The 22,796-nt window shown below is 61.9% G+C and carries 29 protein-coding genes; 14 read left to right on the forward strand and 15 right to left on the reverse strand.

Going from position 1 to position 22,796, the window contains the following annotated elements:
- Positions 1-67: 67 nt before the first annotated feature.
- The 14 genes from Z052_RS01910 to Z052_RS01970 all read right to left on the reverse strand — a co-directional run bounded on the left by Z052_RS01910 (position 68) and on the right by Z052_RS01970 (position 13,398).
- Positions 68-484 carry an NADPH-dependent 7-cyano-7-deazaguanine reductase QueF gene (locus tag Z052_RS01910; RefSeq protein ID WP_099288656.1) on the reverse strand — a complete coding sequence of 139 codons (417 nt, stop codon included), beginning with the start codon at positions 482-484 and terminating at the stop codon, positions 68-70.
- A 33-nt stretch (positions 485-517) separates the two neighbouring features.
- Positions 518-868 (reverse strand): hypothetical protein, encoded by a 351-nt coding sequence (locus Z052_RS01915; RefSeq protein WP_099288658.1) that lies wholly within the window; start codon positions 866-868, stop codon positions 518-520.
- A 75-nt stretch (positions 869-943) separates the two neighbouring features.
- Entirely contained in the window at positions 944-2,203 is a 1,260-nt protein-coding gene (locus tag Z052_RS01920; RefSeq protein ID WP_158228646.1) for an AAA family ATPase, read from the reverse strand.
- Positions 2,204-2,500: 297 nt separating this feature from the next.
- Positions 2,501-5,203: a DNA-directed DNA polymerase gene (locus Z052_RS01925; RefSeq protein WP_158228647.1), complete on the reverse strand. Its 2,703-nt coding sequence runs from the start codon at positions 5,201-5,203 to the stop codon at positions 2,501-2,503.
- Between the two features lie 101 nt (positions 5,204-5,304).
- Complete coding sequence (locus tag Z052_RS01930) at positions 5,305-6,141, reverse strand: PD-(D/E)XK nuclease family protein (RefSeq protein WP_158228648.1); 837 nt, start codon at positions 6,139-6,141, stop codon at positions 5,305-5,307.
- Complete coding sequence (locus Z052_RS01935) at positions 6,141-6,728, reverse strand: DNA N-6-adenine-methyltransferase (RefSeq protein WP_099288666.1); 588 nt, start codon at positions 6,726-6,728, stop codon at positions 6,141-6,143. Before Z052_RS01935 ends, Z052_RS01930 begins: the two co-directional genes overlap by 1 nt.
- Positions 6,721-7,725, reverse strand: a complete 1,005-nt coding sequence (locus Z052_RS01940; RefSeq protein WP_099288668.1) for a replication factor C small subunit — start codon at positions 7,723-7,725, stop codon at positions 6,721-6,723. Before Z052_RS01940 ends, Z052_RS01935 begins: the two co-directional genes overlap by 8 nt.
- On the reverse strand, positions 7,722-7,865 hold the full coding sequence (locus Z052_RS20055; RefSeq protein WP_158228649.1) for a hypothetical protein: 144 nt from the start codon (positions 7,863-7,865) through the stop codon (positions 7,722-7,724). The genes Z052_RS01940 and Z052_RS20055 overlap by 4 nt, the downstream gene beginning before the upstream one ends.
- Before the next feature lie 2 nt (positions 7,866-7,867).
- Positions 7,868-8,437 (reverse strand): hypothetical protein, encoded by a 570-nt coding sequence (locus Z052_RS01945; RefSeq protein WP_099288670.1) that lies wholly within the window; start codon positions 8,435-8,437, stop codon positions 7,868-7,870.
- Positions 8,434-9,654: a hypothetical protein gene (locus Z052_RS01950; protein ID WP_099288672.1), complete on the reverse strand. Its 1,221-nt coding sequence runs from the start codon at positions 9,652-9,654 to the stop codon at positions 8,434-8,436. Before Z052_RS01950 ends, Z052_RS01945 begins: the two co-directional genes overlap by 4 nt.
- A gap of 11 nt (positions 9,655-9,665) precedes the next feature.
- Positions 9,666-10,538 carry a hypothetical protein gene (locus Z052_RS01955; RefSeq protein ID WP_099288674.1) on the reverse strand — a complete coding sequence of 291 codons (873 nt, stop codon included), beginning with the start codon at positions 10,536-10,538 and terminating at the stop codon, positions 9,666-9,668.
- A 21-nt stretch (positions 10,539-10,559) separates the two neighbouring features.
- Positions 10,560-10,970: a hypothetical protein gene (locus Z052_RS01960; RefSeq protein ID WP_099288676.1), complete on the reverse strand. Its 411-nt coding sequence runs from the start codon at positions 10,968-10,970 to the stop codon at positions 10,560-10,562.
- On the reverse strand, positions 10,967-12,355 hold the full coding sequence (locus tag Z052_RS01965) for an AAA family ATPase (RefSeq protein WP_099288678.1): 1,389 nt from the start codon (positions 12,353-12,355) through the stop codon (positions 10,967-10,969). Before Z052_RS01965 ends, Z052_RS01960 begins: the two co-directional genes overlap by 4 nt.
- A gap of 2 nt (positions 12,356-12,357) precedes the next feature.
- Complete coding sequence (locus Z052_RS01970) at positions 12,358-13,398, reverse strand: hypothetical protein (RefSeq protein ID WP_144049967.1); 1,041 nt, start codon at positions 13,396-13,398, stop codon at positions 12,358-12,360.
- A gap of 142 nt (positions 13,399-13,540) precedes the next feature.
- Between Z052_RS01970 and Z052_RS01975 the strand changes: the two genes are divergently transcribed.
- The 14 genes from Z052_RS01975 to Z052_RS02020 all read left to right on the forward strand — a co-directional run bounded on the left by Z052_RS01975 (position 13,541) and on the right by Z052_RS02020 (position 22,549).
- On the forward strand, positions 13,541-14,587 hold the full coding sequence (locus tag Z052_RS01975) for a helix-hairpin-helix domain-containing protein (RefSeq protein WP_099288682.1): 1,047 nt from the start codon (positions 13,541-13,543) through the stop codon (positions 14,585-14,587).
- 378 nt (positions 14,588-14,965) lie between these two features.
- Entirely contained in the window at positions 14,966-15,499 is a 534-nt protein-coding gene (locus tag Z052_RS01980) for a hypothetical protein (protein ID WP_099288684.1), read from the forward strand.
- Positions 15,500-15,561: 62 nt separating this feature from the next.
- The gene (locus tag Z052_RS01985; RefSeq protein ID WP_144049968.1) at positions 15,562-16,836 is read left to right on the forward strand and encodes a hypothetical protein; all 1,275 of its coding nucleotides are present in this window, start codon (positions 15,562-15,564) and stop codon (positions 16,834-16,836) included.
- Positions 16,837-16,838: 2 nt separating this feature from the next.
- On the forward strand, positions 16,839-17,009 hold the full coding sequence (locus tag Z052_RS20060; protein ID WP_158228650.1) for a hypothetical protein: 171 nt from the start codon (positions 16,839-16,841) through the stop codon (positions 17,007-17,009).
- A gap of 14 nt (positions 17,010-17,023) precedes the next feature.
- A complete protein-coding gene (locus Z052_RS01990) occupies positions 17,024-17,368 on the forward strand; it encodes a hypothetical protein (protein WP_099288688.1) in 345 nt (114 codons plus the stop codon).
- Entirely contained in the window at positions 17,361-17,900 is a 540-nt protein-coding gene (locus tag Z052_RS01995) for a helix-hairpin-helix domain-containing protein (RefSeq protein WP_099288690.1), read from the forward strand. Before Z052_RS01990 ends, Z052_RS01995 begins: the two co-directional genes overlap by 8 nt.
- A complete protein-coding gene (locus tag Z052_RS02000; protein WP_099288692.1) occupies positions 17,893-18,162 on the forward strand; it encodes a hypothetical protein in 270 nt (89 codons plus the stop codon). Before Z052_RS01995 ends, Z052_RS02000 begins: the two co-directional genes overlap by 8 nt.
- On the forward strand, positions 18,155-18,319 hold the full coding sequence (locus tag Z052_RS20065; RefSeq protein ID WP_158228651.1) for a hypothetical protein: 165 nt from the start codon (positions 18,155-18,157) through the stop codon (positions 18,317-18,319). Before Z052_RS02000 ends, Z052_RS20065 begins: the two co-directional genes overlap by 8 nt.
- Positions 18,316-18,477 (forward strand): hypothetical protein, encoded by a 162-nt coding sequence (locus Z052_RS20070; protein WP_158228652.1) that lies wholly within the window; start codon positions 18,316-18,318, stop codon positions 18,475-18,477. Before Z052_RS20065 ends, Z052_RS20070 begins: the two co-directional genes overlap by 4 nt.
- Complete coding sequence (locus Z052_RS02005) at positions 18,474-18,686, forward strand: hypothetical protein (protein WP_099288693.1); 213 nt, start codon at positions 18,474-18,476, stop codon at positions 18,684-18,686. Before Z052_RS20070 ends, Z052_RS02005 begins: the two co-directional genes overlap by 4 nt.
- A gap of 2 nt (positions 18,687-18,688) precedes the next feature.
- Positions 18,689-19,978 (forward strand): terminase large subunit domain-containing protein, encoded by a 1,290-nt coding sequence (locus Z052_RS02010; protein ID WP_099288694.1) that lies wholly within the window; start codon positions 18,689-18,691, stop codon positions 19,976-19,978.
- An 87-nt stretch (positions 19,979-20,065) separates the two neighbouring features.
- Positions 20,066-20,218 (forward strand): hypothetical protein, encoded by a 153-nt coding sequence (locus Z052_RS21340; RefSeq protein ID WP_144049969.1) that lies wholly within the window; start codon positions 20,066-20,068, stop codon positions 20,216-20,218.
- Between the two features lie 235 nt (positions 20,219-20,453).
- Positions 20,454-21,728: a phage portal protein gene (locus Z052_RS02015; RefSeq protein WP_199058220.1), complete on the forward strand. Its 1,275-nt coding sequence runs from the start codon at positions 20,454-20,456 to the stop codon at positions 21,726-21,728.
- Positions 21,725-22,549, forward strand: coding sequence for a phage minor head protein (locus tag Z052_RS02020; RefSeq protein ID WP_099288696.1), 825 nt, complete (start codon positions 21,725-21,727; stop codon positions 22,547-22,549). The genes Z052_RS02015 and Z052_RS02020 overlap by 4 nt, the downstream gene beginning before the upstream one ends.
- Here the strand turns inward: Z052_RS02020 and Z052_RS02025 are convergent.
- Complete coding sequence (locus tag Z052_RS02025; protein ID WP_099288697.1) at positions 22,546-22,773, reverse strand: YccF domain-containing protein; 228 nt, start codon at positions 22,771-22,773, stop codon at positions 22,546-22,548. The two genes, Z052_RS02020 and Z052_RS02025, sit on opposite strands and share 4 nt — an antisense overlap.
- Positions 22,774-22,796: the final 23 nt, after the last annotated feature.

A 22,796-nucleotide genomic window follows, 5' to 3' on the forward strand; every position in this document is an offset into this window, starting at 1 on the left:
ACGAACGATGCGTCAAACGTCGTCGACAGCTTGGATTTCACAGACATGACCGGGGTAACGATGGGATTCAATTCGCGGACGATTCGCCTCGGGCGCCGGACCGCAGGATCTCGCGGTCGATCGCGCCGAACTCGACTGTCTCCTCGATGCCGCCACGTCGCGCCTGTTCGAGACGAACGTAACAGTCGACGAGGTCGGCCGTCTCGGTGATGTCGCGGTATATCTCAGCCCCGAGGTTCTCGGCGCTGATTTCCGCCTCGCGCCACGACTCGACGTATTGTTTCAGCGACTTCGACTCGATGCCGGACTCACCGGGGATGTACCGGATGACGAGCCGGTAAAAGTCTGGGCCGCCGAAGTCGAACGGGCAAAACGCCGTCAACTCCTCCGTATCAAACGACACAACACGGCCAGCGTCGATCGACGGCGCCGCGATTTCTTCGAGTAGTGCGCCACGTTCGTTCTTGACTTCGTGTTCATACATGAGTGACCGGGGTAACGGTGTCTCTCACTCAATTCACGACATCTCGCCGCGTCGAACCGTTTTCGCCGTGGCCGGGCGCCGCTCGTCGCTCAGTGGTCCGTCGCCCGACTGCCGCCGGACAACCGTGAACACCGAATCACGGCCGAGCGACGCGGTGACATCGGCGAAGATGCGATCAACGACGGCCTCAACACTCTCTGCGTCATCGACATCCAACTCGCGGATGTACTCCTCGAACGCGCCGGCCCCGATCGACTCGCCATCGGGCGTAAACTCCACCTCGATCGTGAGTCGACCGAGTTTCGTCCCCTTCTCGCGTTCAAGCAGGACACGCCGGTCGGAATCGTCTATCTCGTACGTTTCGAGCGTGGTTTCTTGGGTCATACCACACCGGTATATTACACACGGGGAGGGTTACCTCACCCGCGTTACACACTTGGCAGTTCGTAAATCACCACGCTACCACGATGTCCCGGCCGCGGACTCCGCGAGCTGTGGCTCCTCGTCTTGGTCGATGTCTTCGTCAGCCCACGCCTCCATATCGTCGGTATCGATGCCCAACGCCTCGATCGCATCTTTCGAGAGGTCGTGGTCAAGCGCCAACTCCATGCGCTCGTCTTCATCGAGGCCACGGAGGATCGGGTACACCCGCCGCTTGAACTCGTAATACGAGCCGGCGAACGTGAAACCGCGCTCGTCTTTCAACTCCTGATACACCGCCGCCTCGGGACTCGACCCGTCCGGCCCGTCCGTCGTCGACCGGAACCACGAGGGAAAGTTGACGTTGATGTAGCCGCCGTACGGCTCCGTCAACCGCGTCTCGGGCAACATCTCGACGAACGCATAGGCGTAACGTTGGAACCGGAACTCCTGCCGCTCCCACGCTCGACCCGCCCACTCGTCGGCCGCCGCGAGCGCCTGATACGCGACGCCCTGCTCCAGTCCGCGAAACTCCGTCGTGATGTTCTCATCTGCCCAGAGAATCGCGTCGTCTGGCCGAGAGAACGTGTCGTCATCCGCGGCCAGGGCATCACGCCACGTCTCGGCATCGCCGCTCAGCAACGCGTCTATCGCCGAGAACTCGCCCTCGTCCCACGTCCGGCCATCGGCGCCGGCCGACCCACCGCCGGCGACGTGCTGGAGGTCGTTGATCGCCGAGCGGAGGTCGGGCCGCTCCGCGAGCCGCTTCAGCTCCGACGGCGCGAGGTCGATCCCTTCCGCTTCGGCGATCTCTTTGAGCTTCGCCTTCCGCGACCGCACGCCAAGCGAAAACTCCCGCACTTCGGCCGCCGATGTGATCGGGTCCGGCACCTCATACTTGTCGTTGGCCGTCAGGATGACCGGGTTCGACGGGTCGCGCAACTCCTCGTACAACGGCGAGAGATCGACCGCCGAGTGTTGCGAGTCCACCTCGTCGACGAGGACGAGTTGGTGGTCGGCCGTCGTCGGCGTCGACCGCATCGTCCGCGTGAACTGCGCGATATCGTCGCTCGTCCGCGCCGCCGACGCGTTGATCTCATGAAGCGGCCAGTCAAACGTGTCGGCCGTGACGTACGCCGTCGACGTCTTGCCCGTTCCGGGCGGGCCGACCAACAGTTGCGGCGGGTCGCCGGGCGACCAGTTGGCCGCCCAGTCACGGATCGCATCGAGATCCTGATTGTTGCCCTGAAGTTCGTCGAACGTCTCGGGCCGGTACTTCTCGACGAGCTGCTCACTCATCGTTCGACCCCTCCGGCTCACCGCCATCGGTCTGCGCCGCCCCCTCGACGCTCCGCAAGTACGCGACCCACGGCACGCGGTCGTTGAGGTCGTCGGCATCAGGCATCGCCTCCCACCTCAAGCTCGAGTTGCCGCTTCTTTTGAACGACCGTCCCGCAGGACCGCGAACAGGTCACGGTGTTTCGTCGCTGTGCGGCGGTGAACTCATCGCCGCAGACGACGCACGTTCGCTGCTCGTACTTCTCGCTGTCTACCGCTTGGGCTGACATTTTGACCGGGGTAACGTGGATCGGTATTTTACCAGCCCCAATCCGAGGCCGTATCTTCGTCGGCATCCGCAACGGCGCCCTGATCGTCGGTGTTCCACTCACCCGACCAGTCGCCGCCCGCGGCGCTCGTCGTCTGTGCGCCTTGCTTGAGTTCGGTCCACCGCCATCCGACCTCGTCGAGAATCGGTTCGAGCGGACTTTCTAACGCTCGTTCGAGGTGTTTGTCGATATCGAGGTCGAAGCCGTCAGGCACGTCATCTGTCCAGTCAAGCGCCAAAACGTCGGTGCCGGGCGCCATCGTCGGCGTCGACTCTACGAAATACATCCACGGGTCGTCTCCAACACGCCAGTCAGCATCGAGCGTCTGATTCGCGTACCGACAGGCACGGGCGACCTGCGTATTCCCGTAGTCGTCGAGCGGCTGCCCGAGCGACGACGGTAACGCGATCTCGTACGGCTCGATGTCGCCCGCCTCGATGTCGTCGATCAGGCCGCGGATGTACGCCGAAACCTCGTCGAACGACTCTCCAGCAAGGATGCGGTTGATCACCTCGGGCTGTGCGCGTTCAGTCAACTCCGGCGCGTCGGACCGCTGCGCCTCGAACCCCGTCGTATCGATATCACCGTCGACACGCTTGCCTTCCGTCCAGACGATCCGGCCGGCATACCGCTTTTTACTGCCGGCTTGGATGAACCGCCGGTAAAGCTTCTCGAACTCGTACACCAGCGCGTGCCGATCGGTGCCGTGTAACTCTCCGTCCGCGTCGAGGTATGGATGGGTGCCGGTGAGGTTCGAGGCGGCGACGCATCGATCCATGCCCTCGTTGATGTGTGCCTCTAACTCGTGTCCGCGGTCGAGGGCGGTTTCGATGTCTTCGTCCGGCTCCGCGAGCGATACGAGGACCGAGTCCGTATCTCCGTAAATCGTCTCGTAACCGCGTTTTTCGGCGATTTCCTTGCCCATCCACAGCGCATATCGCGCGGCGGACGTGACGGCGTCACCGAGGCCGTACTGCCCGAGGCGCCAGTAGTTATTCGACATCACCCCGTAGAACGAGTTCATCACGACCTTGATCGCCGCCTGTTTCCGGTCGTACACGCCGTACAACTCGTCTTCCGGGTCGTTCTCGTCGCGAAGCCGCTTGAACTTCGCTCGGCGCGGGAAGAGCCGGCGCAGATACTTCGGGATGAGCCCCTCGGTCGACAGGTCCGACCACATCGTATCGAAGCCGATCGCGTCATGGCCGAACTCCCCGCCGTCGGCCTCGTCGGCGTTCGGGAGCCACGGGATATCGATCGTCTGCGGCACCGGGCCGGGTTCCATGTCGTCGTAGAAGTGCGTTGTCTCGGGGCTGATATTCCACGTAATAATGACCGAGGGATACAGCGACTTGAGGTCGACCACACCGACCCACTCCTCGATGCCGTCGGCCGGCGTCAGCACCAGTCCGCCGTCGTTCGGCGGGATGTCCGACTCCTCCATCGACGGCAGAATCTCGGCGTCGCTCGACTGCGACATGAGGTAACCGTCGACGAGCCGCATCGTCTGCGACGTATCCGACAGCTCCACCTGACACAACTCGGCGAGTTCGAGGTGAAACTCGTGGATCGCCTCGTGGCGATCGAGCGCGACCGTCAGCGCCACGTCGATAATATTGTACGCGAGCAGGTCAGACGGCCGGTTCTCGAACGCGTCGGTGATATCGACGTTCGGCATCTTCCCCACGTCCAACTTCCGCTTGGCGACGTAGTCGAGGCCTTTTGAGCGCCACTCGCCGAACGACATCGTCTCGGTGAAGCCGTCCATCATGTCGAACGCGGGGAGGCCGTCGACCATCCGCGGCAGCTTCCGCCGGCGCGACGCGTAGCCCGTATCAGACAGTTCGTGGCGAGTCACGTCGCCGAGGTCCAACTCCGCCATCCGACCGAGCAGGTAGTCCCAGTCAAACTCCACCCAGTTCCACCCGCTCGTCACATCCGGCCGCCGTTTCTCGACGAGCCGGATAAACCCGCGTAACAACGCGCTCTCGTCGTCAAACCGACGGAGGGTAATGGGCCGGTCGACTTCCTCGGCTACCGCGTCTGCGTCGAGATGCGCGTTTAACGCGTCGCTGACCGCGTCGGGTTCGACCGCGCCGTCGGGATCGAGGTACAACGCGATGTACTCGTCTTCGTACGAGTCCCACGCCGTGATATGGCTAATTGGCTGGCTATACTCATCGAGGAGTTCGGGGATCGTCAGCCCCGCGTCGAACTGTAACACCTCGATATCTGCGATCAGGAGACGGGGTTCAATCGGGTCCGACGGCATCGCCGGGTCCGTCTCAATCGCGTCGATCGAGCAGCGACGCGTCTCCGGCACGCGGATGTACCCGGAGAGGTCGTAGTCGATCGTACACCGGCGGTAGTACGGGATGTCCGCCTCATGGTCGTCATCGACTGCGTCGGCCAACTCGCCGGCGTGTTGCGGCGTCAGCGTGTCGACGCGGGAGAGCGGTTTTCCGTCGTACGACTCGAAGCCACTCGTCACGTCACGAACGCGTTTGTCGTCAGAAACAGCATCGACTTCGTCGTCAGGAACGTACAGGTACGGCACCGTGCCGTCAATTTGTATCGTCCGCCGATCTCCACACTCGTCGCGACCGGCGGCGGTCACTACGATCGTCCCGTCGTCCTCGATGTCGTGGCTCAGCGACGTGACGCGCATCAGCACGTCACGCTCGTCAGCCACGGATGAGCCCGACCGGGGTTCTTGGGCCATCGTCGTCATTATCTGGGACAATTGAATTTTAACCTCGCGTGTTACCTAATGGCTGATTCGTATATTACCGGTCAATATTGCTCGTACGGCACGGTGCCGGCGCCGGCGTCTGCCGCCGGACAGTACACCTCGTACGGGCAGACCGACCGACAGTAACTTCCCGTCGATGCCGGGAACTGCCCGGACTCTTCGGCCTCGACGAGTCGACGGGCGTAGTCGGTCATGTACTCCCACACCTCATCGCTCGGCTCAACCGACCGAACCCGCTCTTCTTTGAGGTACACGAACCGCACCGACTCGGGCGGCTCCCCGTACTCGGCGAGGTACGCGCCCATATACACCGCCCCCTGTATCTTCTCTTGGTGCGAGGTGTAGTCACGGATTGAGCCCGTCTTCCAATCGATCAGGCCGTCATCGGTCACGAGGTCCATGATCGCGGTGGTCGGTACCGGGTCGGGAATGTCGATCCCGAACTCGACCCGCTGCTCGACGCCGCGAACGCTGGGCTGATCGTTGGCGATGAACCGCGCGGCGGTCCGCATACAGTCGGCACCGGTCGACAACTTCTCGTCTGGCACGCTATACTGTGTTTTCGATTCGAACGCCGCGAGGAGCTCCGATTCGAGGATGTCCTGCCGGTCGAGCGGCGCCCGGTCCTCGGCGATCACATCCTCGATCGCCTCGTGAACACGACTACCAAACCGGAGCGGAACGCCCGGCGGCTCGACATCCTCATGATCGGAGATGTACTTGAACCAGTACGACAGCGGACACCTCGCGAACGTCTTGATACGCGACGCTGATAACTTCGTATCCCGGTCGGGCGTGTCTGAAGTCACGTCCGACTGGAAATCAAGCGTCCACGTATTTGGGTCGAGCGTCGCCGGCACGTCCGAATCTTCGGGCATTACCATGTCACCTCCGCGGCGGAGTTGAGGTCGTGGCCGTCGACCGCGAGCCACAGCTCACCGAACGACGACAGCGCGGCGAGGTAGTCATCGGGCAGGGCGTCGACGCCCCAGACGACGATCGCCGAATCAAACGTGGCGGTAAACTCCGTATTGTAGAACGATATCGCCGACTTCACCTCGCACTTCAGGTCCGCCTGCGCGTAATGTGACTGAAACCACTCCGTCTCGGCGTTATTCGGCACGAGCGCGGTAATGGAGTCGACCGCGTCGCGGTTCGCTTCCTCCCACGCCTTTCGCGCCCATCGCTCGTTAATACCGCGGCCGTACGGCGGATTCATCCAGACGTGGCCGAACCACGACTGCTTTAGCCCGTCGTCTTCCTCCGTATATCGCGTCTCGGCGTACGGCCGCGGCTCAGCTCCGCTCGCCGGATCGAGGTCGTACAACTCCTGATCGAGGGCGTCGAGCAACGGCTCAACGAGCCACGTCGGCGTTCCAAACTCGTCGCCCGAGTTAGAGTCTCCGAAGAACTCACCTCCCCGGAAGTGTTCATGTCCGTCGACTTGATCTTCAGAGTCACTCATAATTCTCTTCGGTCGGGTAACTGTCGCCGAGCGTGAGGTGACGAGCGACTCGCACGTCGGCGAGGAAACTGTGGAACTGTACCGACGGGTTCGACGCCCGGCGCACGCGCCACTCCACGTCCGCTAATTTCTCTAACAGCTTCATCTTCGCCGGCGCCGGGATGTCGTCGCGACCTTTGATCACCCGCAGGAACGACTCCGCGAGGAGTTCGACGTTGGCGCCCTCCTTCAGTAGCTTATCATCGAGGAGGTACATCGCCGTATCGACATCGCCCTCCATCGCCTTCTGGAGAATCGTTCCGACGAGGTCGTCGTCGACGATGCCGACGATACTCGACACGACATCCTCGGTCACCTCACCCTCGATCGCGGCCGACTGAAGCGCGTTGATCGCCGACCGCATATCGCCGCGGGCATCGCGGGCCAACGCCTCGATCGCGTCTGGCTCGTAGTCGACGCCCTCGGCCTCCGCGATCTCGATTAGCGTGGCGGTGACCTGCTCGTCGGTGAGCCGACTGAACCTGAACATCGAACACCGACTCTGAATCGGGCTGATCACCTGCGACGGGTAGTTGACCGACAGGGCGAAGCGCGTCACATCATGGAAGTCCTCGAATATCCGACGTAACGCTGGCTGCGCGTCTCGGCTCAACTGATCGGCTTCATCGAGGAAGATGATTTTGTGGTCTGCGCCGCCCGTCGTCCCTTGCCGCGCGATACCTTTCACTTTGTCTCGGATGGTATCGATCCCACGCTCATCCGACGCGTTCAACTCCGTGAAGTGGTTTTTCCAGTTGTCACCGTACTTCTCACGGGCGAGCGCGGTGATCGAGGCGGTTTTGCCGACGCCCGGCGGACCCGCGAGGATGAGGTGCGGCATCCCCGGATCGTCGACGTAATTCTTGAGCCGCTCAACGGCATCCTCGTTACCGACGATATCGTCGAGCGTCTGGGGTCTGAATTTTTCCGTCCACATCACTTCTCCTATTTTTGTCATGTATCGTCACCTCGGGGTTCGAGTCGGTAGGTGGTCGGCAGGGCGGTACTCTCGATGTCGCTCTTAAGCACGACAGCCTCACCGTCGGCTAACCGCTCGATCGCGGTTTCGGGAATTTGGAGTGTTGTGTCGATTTCCATGTTTACCAGTCGGCTGATGCGGCGGACGTGGTCGTCTCGATAGTCTCTACCTCCGTCTCGACTTCGTGCTCGATGCGGGGCGGCGTCTCAACGACATAAAACTCCTTCACGTCGCGTAATGGATTCGTGCTGATGTTCAGTTGCGGAGACGTCTGCGCCAACGTTTCGACCGCGGCATACACCGCGTTCTTCCGCGAGTCGGTGATCATCGAGGCGATCGCGGCCAGCCCACGGACGAAACCGCGGGTTCGGGCGGCTCGATACTCGCCGTCTTCGACGACCGGCACCGGCGCGTTTACCATCCGGCTCCCGACCGCCTCGCTGATCGCGTCCCCGCTATGACTCGTCGCCCCGCGGATCGTCTCGAACGTCGACCGTGGATCGTCGATGCCGGCGACGACGATGTTCGCCGCGCAGATATCGATCGTCTGCGCCGTCTCGCCGAGAGACACGGTCATCGTCGTGTCGTCGGCGTCGGCCACCGCATCCAACTCCGACGGAGAGACGACCGTGTCTGCGTCGTCTAACAGGGCCTCGCCGACGCGGGCCGCGGCGTTTGGCGAGAAGCTCATCGCGACTCACCTCGAGGAGTATCTCCACCGGGGTAACCGTACATCGGGCAGGATTCGGGATCATCAGCCCGAGTACAGAGACCTTTATTCATAAGCGTCGAACAGCTCCATGTTCCGGTATTGTTCTCATACAGGCTCTCTAACTGGTATTCCGTCACGTCACGGTCGTAGTCCGCCCAGCCCAACTGCGCGATCAACTCGCCCGCCTCCGCCGGTGTCATGCCCGACGCCAACAGCAGCGTGCCGAGTTGAACACGCACGTCGTTCGGCGGATTCCGACCGAGCGCCCGCTCGTAGACGCACGGCATCTCGGTCATCTCGCGGATCACCCGCTCGGCGACCTCGTTATCGACCGCCGTGACCTCCGGCACTTCTCGCATCTGCTCTTGGCCGAACTCGTCCGCGTCCGGCCCCTTGTACGCCTCTCGCACCGTCAACTCCGGCCGTTCCTCCGCCCCGATCGACAGCGACGGCCGCGGCGAGTCCGCGAGGTCGAGCAGCTCCTCGGGCGTGATGTCCGCCAACTCCTCGCCCGTCAACGGCACCTGAACCGCCGCCGTCGGGATCGACGTGCCGCCGCTGTGATCGACACGCCGGAGGTTCGGCACGCGGAGGATCCGGTACTCACGGCCCGTCGCCCGCGAGTCGACCGTCGGCAACTCCAACTCGCTCACCCACCGCCGGGCGTTGGTCTGAACCTTCAGCCCCGGCCGGGAGGCGGTCGACTCGTACAACTGGTGTACGTGGAGGCCGAGGCCAGAGAACACGCCACACACGGGGATGTCGGCGTCCCGTGAGGCGCGGGCCAACTGCCGGGCATCATCGCACACGTCGCCCAGCACGGCGTCTCGCACGTCTGCGTCGGTCCGCATCCGTTCGATGATGTCGCCATCGCGAGCGTCGTCGGGGATGAGCGGATGCGCCCAGCGCCGATCGGCGTCCGGCGCCGCTTTCGCCGCTGAGTCGAGGTCGAACGACACCTTATCGATCGCGACGGCGTTGCCGACATATTCGCCGCCGTCGACAAGCGGCTGATACGACGCGACCGAGGCGTAGAGGTTCCGTTCGTTACGGACCTGCTCGATGACGCCTTTCATTTCTGACGCTGAGTTCACGAGGTACTGGCGAAGGCCGCCGTCACCGTACGGGTCAGACACCCCCACGGCCCGCGGAAATTCGCCGAACAGCGTTCGGGTCGGCGCGGTAAGCGCATCCATCACCGATCACCTCACGCCGAGACGGAGCCGACGATGTGGCGGATCGTATGGTCCTCGCGGTCAGCGACGAACGCGAGCGGGTTATTCCCCGGCGCCGTCTGGAGTTCGACTTGCCCAGACAGCACGTTCAACACCTCCTCGAAGCCGTCGTGATAGGTGTTCTCGACATCGGGGCCGCTCACGCTCCGCGTCGGCAGCGTCCCGCGAGCGCCGGAGCCGGACTCGTCGCCAACGTCGACGCGAAGCTCGCCGTCTTCGACGACGATCGGGTAGAACTCCGCCTGCGCGTCTTCTTCGACGAGGTCGACGATGCGGTCGAGCGTCTCGGCTTTCAACTCAACCTGCGTCGGCGCCGGATCGCCGGCCGGGTTCGTGTACTGCTCCTCATCGTTGAATCGGTCGGCCAGCCAGAACGGCACGTCTTCGAGGGCCGCCTCCGAACCGGGCAGTTTCGTCCAGGTGTTGAGCGACGGGCCGACCGCCCGGATGTGCGACGCGAGCCGCGTGTCCGAACTGCCCGTCAACTCGACCTCGACCGTATCGCCCGCATCGCCGGCGAAGTCGAGGTACGTCAGGGTATCGGCCACGTTCCAGATGGCCTCGGCACCCGTCTCGAACTCGAACTCGTCGCCGCTCGTGTCGATCGCCGTCTGCGTGGTCGCGTCGGCCGCGACTTCCAACTCCGTGAAGTAGTCCTCACGGAAGGTCGCGTACGTCAGCACGACTTCACCGGGAGCCGCCTGAAACACGTCGAGCCGATCCTCATGTACGTCGATGTAGAGGTCGGAATGTTCGGTTTCGCCGCTGAGCGACGTTTTCTCGATAATCTGTGCGATTTCGCTAAGCGTAGCTCGCAGGGTCGCGAGCGTCTCGTTCTGACTCATGTGTGACCGGGGTATGTCGGGTTACTCGTCGTCGCTGTGCGCCTCGTCGATCGCGTCGATGTCGTCGTCGCTCGGCTGGTGTTTGAACACCCACCACGGCGTCTCACCGCCCTGCTGTTGGATGAATTGCGCCGCGAACGTGAGAATCGCCCGTCGCTGACTCACGCCGCGGCCCGTCACTTGTTCGACGCGTTGTTTCGCCCGATTCGAACGGACATACAACCGCGTCCGCTCTTCCGGGGGCAACTCTAACGGCTCCGCGTCTTCGGGGATAATCGTGCGGAGTAGCTCGTCAAACGACAGCTCTCCGCTGTGCGTCTCGTCGATAATCCCCAACTCCACCGCCCGCTGTTTGACCGCCGGAAGGCGTTTCATCGCCTCCAACAGGCGTTTATCGGAGTCGTAGACGCGAATCGACGATTCATGGCTCATTCTTGGACGTAGACCTGTGGGTCATGGTCGATTATTGTTTCGGCTTCGATCGCGTCGGCCAATTCATCGACTGCGACTGGCTCGTCTGACGACTCGGCTTCCTCGATTCGGTTGACGGCGTCCCGAACCTTCGGGAACGTCGGCTTTTCCATGCCGACAAACACGTTATCCGTGAAGTTGGAACCGACGAGGTCACCGACCTTCCCGCTATCGTCGTCTTTCCGAGCGCGGAGAATCGTGTCCGCCTTGTACGGGTTATTCTTCTCGCCTTTTGGCTCGTAATACTGCCGGTCCTGCTCATCCTCGAACGTCTCCTCGAAGTCGACGCGTTCCATCGCCGTCCAGTAGAAGTGATACGGCGAATCGACGATGCGGCCGCGGAACTCGCCGTTGTGATACTCCTTGATCACCTGCCAATCGGACTCCTGCGACGAGTTGAAGTTGGCCGACAACTCCACTTCCTCGGGGTCTTTCAGCTTGTAGTTTTCGAGGATGTGGTGCGTCTGCGCCCACTCCCACATCAGCGACATCGAGTCGACGACGATCGACCCGGTGACCCCGCGCTTCTCACGGTGCCAGTCGAGCCACTCTAACGCTTCATCGAGGGCCTTGCGGGTGCGCCGGAACTTCGTATCCGGTTCGGCCGTCATCGACTTCGGCTGCCAAATTTGGACCTCGCGATTCGTGAACTTGTGCGCGATATCGTCGGCCTTTCCCTCCAAGTCGAGGAACGCCACCGGCTCGGGCATGGTAAAGCCCATATGCGTCTTGAACAGTTTTGGCGGTCCCCACGCCATTATCTTCCACCGGCGATCCCGCTCGGCGGCCTGCTCGACGCTGATCGCACTTGATGGCGTCGGAGGTTCGGGCGCACCGTCCGCTGTCTCGCCAGAGACGCCGTCGTCTGCGCCGTTCGACTCGTCGTCGGGGGTATCGGTCATGTCGACCGCGCTCGTCACAGACGGCGTCATCTCGTCCGTCTCTTCGCCGCCATCGCCGCCGTCGTCATCGGCATCGGCCGGCGCCACATCATCGCCGTCGTCGTCATCGGGCGCCGTCGCGTTCTCCGGCTCGGGCGCCCCCTCCGCATCGGGGAGGTCACCCGTCTCGTCGATGTCGAGTTCGTCGCCGTCGTCGTTGAGCGTCTGCTGCTTCTCGATGTCCTCCGCACGGCTGTTACCGTCGTCGTCGCTCGCCGGCTCGTCCGTGTCGTCGGACTCGTCGACCGGGGAGCCGCCCCAGCCGCCGGCACTCTCGTCGCCGTCGCCGCCGTCGGAGGTGCTTGTTCCGCCCCAGCCGCTCGCGCCACCGTCGTCGTCGGTGGTCGAGCCGCCGTCGGCTTTCGGTTCGTCCGCGTCGTCGCTGACTTCGTCTTTCCAGCCCATCGTTAGATGGTGTCTTCCTCGATGGCTTCGTCATCGGCGCCATCGGAGCCGGCGTCTTCGTAGCGATCCCCGTCGTAGGGGAACTCGACGATCGGGATCGCCCCGAACGCCATCATGCGATACTGGCCGTCGTCGCGTTGGATGAGATAGCCGTACACGTCGAGAACCGACCCCTCGCCGTACATCAACTCGTTTACCATGTCGACTTGAAGGCCGGGCGTCCGCATCTGGTCGGAGACCAGCTCGTCTGGCACGTCGGCCTCGGTCATGATCGTGTCGTCGGACAGCGTCAACAGCCCACTCTCCTCGAACTGAACGCCGTCGACGACGTTGCCCCGGAACCGCTTGATGTCGACCCCGAGGCCCGCCGCCCAGCCGTTCGCGTTTTCCGTCGCGACATGGTCCGCGAAGTTTTGGAGGGTGACGGCGTCGGCCTCCGTAATGAAGTTCTGATGGATCATCTCCCGCTTCGGCTCTCGATCGGCCGGGAGGTCAGCGATCGGGTCGCCCGCCCCGGCATCGGCCGGATCGACCTGCTCTAACACCGTATCCTCAGTCGACTCCATCACGTAGGCCGGGGCGCCGCCTTTCTTGATCGTCGGCGTATTATCGTACGTCCCGCACCGCCGGACATCGGCCGCTACACGGCACGTCTCAAGCGGCCGCATCGACCGTTTCGCGTGGTCGATGTCGACGCCATCGTCACCGTCGATCAGAAAAGTGGCGACGCCAGCCGGCCCGTCGTCGGGGTTGATGACTCCGGCGGCCCGGATCCCGTAGTCGGCCAACCCCGTCTCCATGCGATAGCCAAGCGCCAACATCGGCACCGTTTCGGTATCAGCCGACCCGCCGCCCGAGAGGTTGATGTCGGACTTGACGACGTTAAACGCCTGCTGCCGCATCTCGTCGGCCGGCTCCTCCGACACGACGAGCCCTTCATCGTTCCACTCGGCGAGCTTCGCCTCAATCGCGTCGCTGATTTCGGCTTCTGTTTTCTCGCTCGATTCTGCCAACGCCGCGATTTGTTCCGCTAAGTCACTCACACTTGACCTGCCGCCCGACCGGGGTAGGTAGGCGACACCCGACCATACACGGTGGGTAGGGAAATAACACCCCCTGAACGTCTCGGGCCAGACGTAACACGGGAGGGCAAACCCTCGCCGGCCTTTACACATCGACGGACCGATGTCCGACCTTCAATCCCTATCCGGCGTCGGGCCGGGCAAGGAGTCGAAGTTGCGAGATGCCGGTATCGAGTCAGTCAACGAGCTGGCGAACGCCGACCTCGACACGCTCGAGAACGCCGGTATCCGACAAGCCGAAACGATCCTCGACCGCGCTCAGCGTCAGGGAGTCCAGATACAGAGTGGCGTGGCGGTCGAAGAAGAGCAACAGGAAGCCGCGAAAGTGACGACTTCGCTTCCCGAGGTTGACGCCATGATGGGCGGCGGCCTCCGCGGCGGGTTCATCGTCGGCGTGAGCGGAGAGTCGAAAGCCGGCAAGACGCAGTTCGCCTTACAGTCGCTTGTCGCTGCCGCTCAGTATCATGTCGGTGAAGCGGTGTATATCGAAACTGAGCCAAACCGTTTTCAAACTGAGCGGCTTCGCTCTCTCATCCGTGACGATGGGGAAATGGGGGAAAACATACGAAAGGGGGTAAATGGGGAAGACGGTCTAGACGGTCTAGATGATCAAGACGATCGAGACGATCGTCATGAAGAATATCTCGACGATCCTCGAACCGATCCACGAGACGTATTGAGTCATATCCATAAGATCGAGGCATATGAGCCAGACGACGATGTCGACAACCTTCGTGTTCAACGCAACTCATACGATGCGGTTCGAGAGACGTTCGATGAAGTATCGATCGTCGTCGTTGACTCGTTCATCGCGAACTTCCGACTAAGTGGAGAGTTTACCGATCGATCAGACCTCCCCGATCGTAACGCAGTTATCGCCGATCACCTCGAAGCGATACAATCACTCTCCAACGACTTCGATTGTCCTGTTCTACTCACACTTCAGGTTCAGGGTGACCCCGATGCGTACTCCGGTTCGGACTTCAGCTTATGGGGACCGGTCCTGATGGATCATACGATCACTCATCTGCTCCACCTGACGCACGGTAAAGGCGACAAGAAACAGGTAGAACTGAAGGGACATCCGTCTCAGCCCGACGACGAGGTAACTTTACATATACCGGAAGACGAACCGCTTATCTCGGCATAAGTTAAACAACTCGACGTTCGTGTGCCAAGCGATAGACATCTGTCCGATTTTCTCTGAAAAAGTTTTATTAGGCCGGCCGGTTAATGGTCGGATGAGACGGTTTCCACCGTCTCGTCAGGCACTCAGCCCGACCGGGGTAACGATTGGGCCTTGGAGGGGAGGTGTGTCTTCCACACTTCGCACCTTCCCCGCCTGTCTTTCTACGGAGTGACTTCAGTAATTCCACCCGCCATCGATGTGGTGCCACTATTCATAGGTGTTAAGGTGTAATTATCAGATGCCCCACGCGGCCCTTCCCTTACCCCGGTCGGGCGACTGCGTGGGCTGCCCAACACGACGGGGAGAGTGTAGCATAAGTCCCCGGACAGCCCCCACGCCATGTCAATCTTCAAGGACATCCAACGCGACCCGGATGTGTGTAACAACTGTTTCAGACGGACCCACACCCGGTATTCGCGGGAGTACGCAGTTGACTGGGTGTACGACCCATCAGAGCGGGACTACGACTTCTGGCCTCGCCTCGTCGACCACGGCGAAGAGGTACGGCGACGGCGTGGGGAGACGACAAAGGTGCCTGACGAGACGCCCGCCGGTGGCATGACAACGACGTGTAAGTGTGGCGTCCAGTACGTGCCGCCGGAGGACCTCGCCGACGATGAGACGTGGAAGATTCGCCCGATGCCGAAACGGCTGTTTTTCGAGGCGGCCGAGCGGCTGGCGGATCGAGTGAGCGAACATGATGCCGTCGCGTCGTTGGATCGCGACGACTTTCTGGCCCTGCTCGACGAGTGGAAGTCAGACCCGGATGAACAGTTTCGCGACGATCGCCTGTTTGAGCGGGCGGTCGAGCGAACCGTAACGAAACACGCCGCCGACGATGGGAGTCAAGATGCCGCTCGAAACGTGCCCTAACTGCGATTGGCCGGTTTCGGAGTATCACGAAACCTGCCCGCGATGCGATACCCCGGTCGAGCATGAGTAATTTATCGAACCTCCTTACCGACGCACAGCTCGAACTCCTGAGTGAGTTGCCCGAAACGCCGTCGGAACTCGCTGACGAACTCGGCCTCAGTCGGTCGGGCGTTCAGAGTCGGGTGACCCGTATCCGCGACCGTCTTGCGGAGTCCGACGCCGACGCCGCCGTGAAACATGATGGCGAGGCGTACTACCTGACCGGCGAGGATACCGAGAACGTCCGCCGGCTGTCGACGCAGGCGAAATCGACCATCACACGCCGCGCTAACGAGTTCCGCACCGAACAGGAAGCGGCGGTCCTTCGACGCCTCAAACGCCGAGAGCCGTTGCGTGCGACGCCAGACGCCGACCCAGACGCCGAGTCCCTCGTCGTCGCATTCGGCGATGTTCACATGGGCGACCTCATCACGGCCGGCGGTCGGGAGGTGTATAATCCCCGGATCGCCTACGGCTCCGTCCTCGAAATCACTCGCCGGACGCTCGAAATCAAGGACATGATGGAGTCGATGACCGACATCGACACGGTTCATGTCCTCTGGCTTGGCGACATGGTCACCGGCGAGCGCGTCTACGACGGGCAGGAGTACAATATCACCCTCCTGCTCGCCGACCAACTCGCGATGTCGGTCGAGGTGTTGACCCACCAAATCGAGACGTTCAGCGAGCACTTCGATACGGTCACCGTGACGGCCGTGCCGGGCAATCACGGCCTCGATAAAGCGTCGGCGAAGTCACAGCAGGCGAATCAGGACCTCAACTGTTACCGCTGGACGGTCGATCGGCTCCATGAGGCCGGCGTCGATAATGTCGACTTCCGTATCTCGAACGGCGGGCACTACGCGAACCGCGAGATACGCGGTCATAACTACCATATCCGACACGGACAGGACGAGCAGATTCACGCCGATGCGACCGCTCGATCGGAAGCCGATCAACGCGGTCTCCTGTACGCTCACGACTACGACGTACAGGTCCGCGGGCACTTCCACACGAGCCGGCAAGAGGAGGTTCTGAATACGGCGGATGTCGTGACGCTGCCCTCGCCGAAACCCGGCGACGACTTCGCGGAGCGGATTGGCCGGCCGGATGTCCATGAGTTCCGGGCGCTCGGCAAACTGTGGCGCGTCTCGGATCGACGGCCGATGGCCGGAGTTCACAAGATCGACGATATCGACATGGACCTCGACGCGCTCGATGTGCCGTCGATCGACGATATCCGGCAGCGGTATAACAAGGCGAAGGCGGCCGGTCCGCACGTTCACCCTGTCAGTTGACGATGAGCGCGGTTGACAAGTACACGCGTATCGGTGACATCGAGAACCCTGAGCGGCGCGATGTGTTGGTTCAGGCGATCGCCGAGCGTCGGGGGTGTGATGTCGCCGAAGTGAGCGAAGAAGTCGAGTCGATACTGTCGAACTTCGATGTTGATGCGGTTTACGTTGAGTAAGGAAGTGATCAGACGTGGTCGTTGGAACGTCGATAGGGTTGTTTCAGGCAGTCGTCGGCGATTACATCGCGTGGGTTCTTGGTTCACTCACACTCACAATCGCCGCGTTGGGGCGTGAACTGTACCGCGACCGCCAGCGAGTGAACGAGCTGTGGGATGAGTTGGAGATGAGCGCAAACAAGAGTCGGCTGGAGTATCACGAGGAACGCCTCGACCAACTGGAGGAGTCGCAGGCGCGTCTCGAACGGTACTTCGAGGGCGACCCGAAGGATCCCGGTGATGCCGGTCTCCTTCAGGACGTACACGACATCAAAGACGAGGTTCACAAAATAAGCGACGGTGAGTCAGACGATGAGTAGCGACGCAACTGAGCTAACCGACCTCCAACGTGTCGGCCCGAGCATCGCTGAGTCACTTCGCGAGGCTGGGTACGAGACGGTCGACGAGGTTCTCGACGCTGATCCTGATACGCTCGCCGACGAAGTCGACGGTATCGGCGAAACGTCGGCCCGCATCATTCAGGGCGACGAGGAGGACACCAGCGGCCGGCCCGACAAGTTGGAACAGTATCGCGACTCGATCCTCGATGCGGCCGAACGTGGCCTGACATACGAGGGAATCGCCCGTGTCGCCGGGATTGGGAAGTCGACGTTATACGAGTGGTTCGAGCGATATCCCGAATTCTCGGACGAAGTCAAACGCGCACGAGCAAGAGCAGAGCGTGAGCTGATTCGCGACTGCTCGCCCGAGTTCGTGTTACAGACCTCGTACGGCTACACCAAGACCGAGGAGAAGCAGGTCAGCATGGACGCGGACGTGTCGGTCGATGCCGAGGAAAACGTGACGGCCGATTTCGTGACCTACGATTCGGAGGACGAAACCGATGAGTGACGACGACCTCGTTCCGGTTCGGCTTCAGGCGTACGAAGACGAGGCGGACCTCGATATCGGCGATAATGGCACAGTCCAGAACCACGACGAACTCGTCAACTCCGGGCAGACGTACACCGAGGTTCGGGCGTTGACTCGGGCGTCGGCTGTTCGTCACGACCTGATGGTCGTCGAGCCGGGCGATTCGTTGTGGGACGATCGACTGGCCGACCTTGATGTCGGAGACGCGTGGCGTGCGGAGGAGCTACGCGGAGATGATTGAAGCGGAAGACCCATCGACCGCGTACACCTTCGACACGCCAGACGTCCGCGTCTTCGCCGTCTCTGGCGACCCGGACAAACTCGCGTTCTACGAACCGCCGGGGCGGGAGACGTACCTCGCGATGGAAGAGCCGATCGACCTTCACGAGTACCGATGAACGAAATCGAAGCCCTACTGCTCGGTTTTGCGCTCGGCTCGATCCCGTCGTTGGAGTCGGCGCGGATCATGGTCGCAACGCTCGGTAAGCGTCTCGGCGTCAAACCGGCTGAAATACAGGAGTACAACTCGACGACCAACGACCCCGACGACGGATGACTGACAAGACGCTCAAGCTCACGACTGACGAACAGCGCGCGGCGTTCGACGATGTTCTTGAACTCCTCGACGCGGACATCGAGGCCGGCATCGTCGATGGCGAACAGGCGAGCCGCGGGCGTCGTGCCGGTGAGGTGACGTACGGCGAGGCGGTGCGGATCCTCGCCGAGGCGTATCGCGGGACTCTCGATATTGACCCGGCCTCGTAACGATGAGTGCCGCCACGGCAAATCGACAGCCCCTCACGCCAGCTCCGGCGTTCGAGACGCACGAGAAACAGCAAGAACTCGTGGCGTCGCCCGAGCGGTTCCGTGTTGCCTCGTGGGGCCGCCGGGCAGGCAAGAACATCTCGGCGGTAATCGACCTCGTCGAGCACGTTCGGTATCCGTGGCGGTTTGAGTGGGGGACCGACGATCCTGATGACTACCTCATCTGGTGGCTCGGCCCGTCGTACGACCAAGCGAATAAGTACGGGTTCCAGACGTTCATCGCTGCGATCCCCGACTCATGGATCGACGATGTCAACCGGACAAAGCCGTACGTCGTTGTGCTGTCGAACGGCGTTACAGTCGAGTTCCGGACGTACGACCGCCCCGACTCGCTTCAGGGCGCCGGCGTCGACCACATGATCGTCGACGAGGCATACCAGATGCCCGAGGAGGTGTGGTATTCGGACCTCGACCCCATGCTCCTCGACACGCGGGGTTCGGTCCTGTTCATCTCGAAACCCAAATCCCGGTTTTTCAAGAAGCTGTATGAACGGGGAGAATCCCCGGACTTCGAGGAGTGGGCGTCGTTCCACGCGACGAGCGCAGATAACCCGTTCATCGACGAAAATCCGGAGGATAAACGGGGCGAAGTCCCCGACATGGTGTTTCGGCAGGAGTATCTCGCCGAGTTTGTCGACGACGAGGGCGATGTATTCGGGGCAATCGACGATCTCCTGTTCACGCTCGACGGGCCGCCGGACGAGCCGACCCCGCCGTTCGTTCATGGCTGGGACCTCGCCCGCCACGACGACTACACCGTCGGCGTCGTCTTGGACGCAGACGGGCGTCTTGTCGAGTTCGAGCGGATGCGGGATAAGTCGTGGCCGCAAATCGAGGACGCCATTAGAACGGCGGCACGGCGCAGAGACGGCATCGTGGCGATGGACGCGACCCGCGATAACAAGCTCGTCGCGGACATCGGCGCCGACCACGCCGTCGAACCGATCAAGTTCACGCGGCAGACGAAAACGGACCTCGTCGAGAACCTCGCGACCCGAGTAGAGAACGGCGAGTTGTCGGCGTACGATGTGCCGCAACTCCGGCACGAGATGACGGTGTTCACGTACGAGGTGACGCCGTCGGGCAACGTCCACTACGCGGCGCCGGAGGGGTACAAAGACGACTGTGTCGACGCGCTGGCGATGGCGGCCGATCAGTTGTCGCAGGTACAGGCGATGAAGCGGCGCAAGGATAACCGCGACGACGATCGCGGTGGAGTGACCTACATATGAGTGACGACGGCATCGAACGCCGGAAGTTCGGCATCGACGGCGGCGCATCGGTTGTGAACAAACTCGACGCTGACGACGACGGAGACGATGAGGCGGACGGAGACGGATAGCGACGTGTTCGAGAAGTCGGTGCGCGAACTCGCACAGGAGAACCTCGTTTCTTGCGGGATTTGCGGGCGACCCTTCCCGTCGGAGCGAGCGATGAAAATCCATAAAAACGACCAGCATGAGCGCGAGTGACGATTCAGCCGGACAGGCAGACCTCAACGTCTACTATCCCGGCGCCGACGGAACACTCGAAAAAGCCGCCGAGTCGCAGCAGCTCGACGAGCGGCACGTCGGCCGAACGATCGGCGGCGGCATCAGTCCGCCGTATCCGCCGGCGAAGCTCGCGACGTTACAGGAGATTAACGGCACCCACGCCGTCGCGATTAAGAAGAAGTCCGTTCGCGAGGTCGGCTTCGGCTTCGACATCGTGCCTCATCCCGAGGCCGAGGATCCGAGCGAGGACGAGAAAGAGGTCCTACAGGAGTTCTGGCACGGTCGGGAATCGATTTGGAAAACCGGGCCGCAGGGCACGCCCGCTTCGACGCCGACTGAGGTATTCGAGGTGAGCCGGCGTGACTGGCACGGCGTTGGCTGGCAGGCGATCGAGGTGATGTATTCGGCCGACGATCAGCCGGTCGGCCTCGCGGCGGTGCCTGCCGAGGAGATTCGGGTTCGGAAAGGCAGTTCCTCTCCCGTTTCGGTCGGCCACGGCTACGTTCAGGAAGATGACGGCCTTACGGTGTATTACGGCGAGGCCGGGGATCGGGGGCAGCGCGTTCAAATGGAGTCTGACGAATCCCCCACGTACGTCGATCGGAAGACGGGCGAGACGGCGGAGGATCCGAACGACCTGAAAAACGAGCCCGCCAACGAACTCCTGTTTATCCCGAACCAGCACCCGTTAACGAAGTACTACGGCATCCCTGATTGGGTCGCGGAGGTCGAGACCATGATGGCCGACCAGTCGGCCAAGGAGTTCAACCGTCGGTTTTTCGATTACGACGCGATGCCGCAGTACGCGGTTATCGTTGAGGACGGCCGGCTGACGGAGCAGTCTCGTAAGAGCCTCCGTGAGTTGGTGGATCGGCTTCGGAAAAGCGAGGATCGTCGCATGGTCGTTCTTGAGGCGGAGGAACTCGCCGACTACGACATCGACACGGCAGACGGTGGGACGCCGAAAATCCGCATCGAACCGCTTAGTTCGCAGGGAGAGGAGGATATGGCGTTTACCGAGTTCCGCCGGATGAACGAGCATGACATAGCGAAGGTTCACGAGGTGCCGCACGTCCTGATCAACCGGTTGGAGTCATCCAATAAGGCCAACTCGCGCCAGCAAATCCGCGATTTCACCGAGGAAGTCATTAAGCCTCAACAGAAGCGGTTTGCGGAGCGTATCTACCGTGTCATCCACCAAGAGGTTCTTGGCGTCGACGACTGGACAATCGAGTTCCATACAAAAGGGACGGATCAACTCACCGAAGCGGAGTTAGCACAGACCCGGATCGCGGCGTCCAACGGGTCGATGTACGTCAACGAAGCCCGTGAGGAACTCGGCCTCGAACCGAAAGACGAGTTGGAGGGCCTGTTGCTCGCAGAGTTAAACAATCCGAAAATCGGCGATGGGGCGCCGACCAACGCCCCGGTTCAACAGCCGCCGGCCGGAGAGGGCGGTAACGGCTCCTCGTCTCCGTTCGGAGAATGATCAAACGCTCGTCGACGGGCAAGCCGGTCGTCGTTCATAAAGTCGAGGACGCGCCGGAAGTGGAGTCGGTGATGCGGTCGTTCCGTCGGCAACTCCGCGACGTGTTCGACGACCTCCGTTCAGAGATCGAGCAGACGGTGCGAGACGCCGTTGCTGACCCGGAGGGTGACTGGCAGGCGGTAGTCGACAAACTCGCCAGAGCCTACCGAGACGCGATTCTCTCGACGTTTCTCTCCGGCATCGGCGATGGCCTTACGGCCGGGCGACGGGCGACGGCCCGGCGCTACGGCATGGCGATCGACTTCGACATCACTCCAGAGTCGGCGATCGAGAACGTCGACGAGTATGTTGAGAGAGTCACCGACGAAGTCATCGACACGATCGGCGGTCGCCTCGGGCCGCGGCTCCGTGATTGGTTCGAGAACGGACTAAGTTATGACGAGGTCGCCGAGCGCATCCAGCAGGAGTCTCGCGACGTGCTTGGCGAGTACGCGCTCGAACGCCACGCCCGGACTCTCGTTCATGGCGCAGCGGAGCGCGGCAATCAGTCGGCAATCGAGGATAGTTCGGCGATCGGCAAAGAGTGGATCGCGACAGACGACAACCGGACGCGGCTTACACATCGACGCGCCGACGGTCAAATCGTGCCGGTCGAAGGCCAGTTCGATGTCGGTCAAACGGACCTGTTTCATCCCGGCGATCCGACGGGGCCGCCCGGAGAAATCGTGAATTGTCGCTGTACCTGTGTTCCCGTATTTGAAAGCGATTTGACCGAAGAACAGGCGCGACGGCTCAAACGGGGCGAGCGGCTGTACCTCTAACTCGCGGCGGTGTTCGACTTGTCTTCGTCGCCGTTGAGCGCGTTACGGATCGCCTCGTCTGGCGCGGTGCGAAGTGTAGCAATCGGCCAAGCGTACGGAAGCGCTCGCATACCGAACGGGAAGCCGACGATTGAGGCCATGAGCGCGATCGACATCACAGCCCAGACGAGTCCGAATACCCAGCCGAGCGTGAGGAACCATACGAGCCGTTTCACGAGGGCCATATGCGCGAATACTCGGACAGTTG

Origin of the sequence: Halorubrum sp. C191 (assembly GCF_002727095.1) — an archaeon.
Lineage (GTDB): Archaea > Halobacteriota > Halobacteria > Halobacteriales > Haloferacaceae > Halorubrum > Halorubrum ezzemoulense.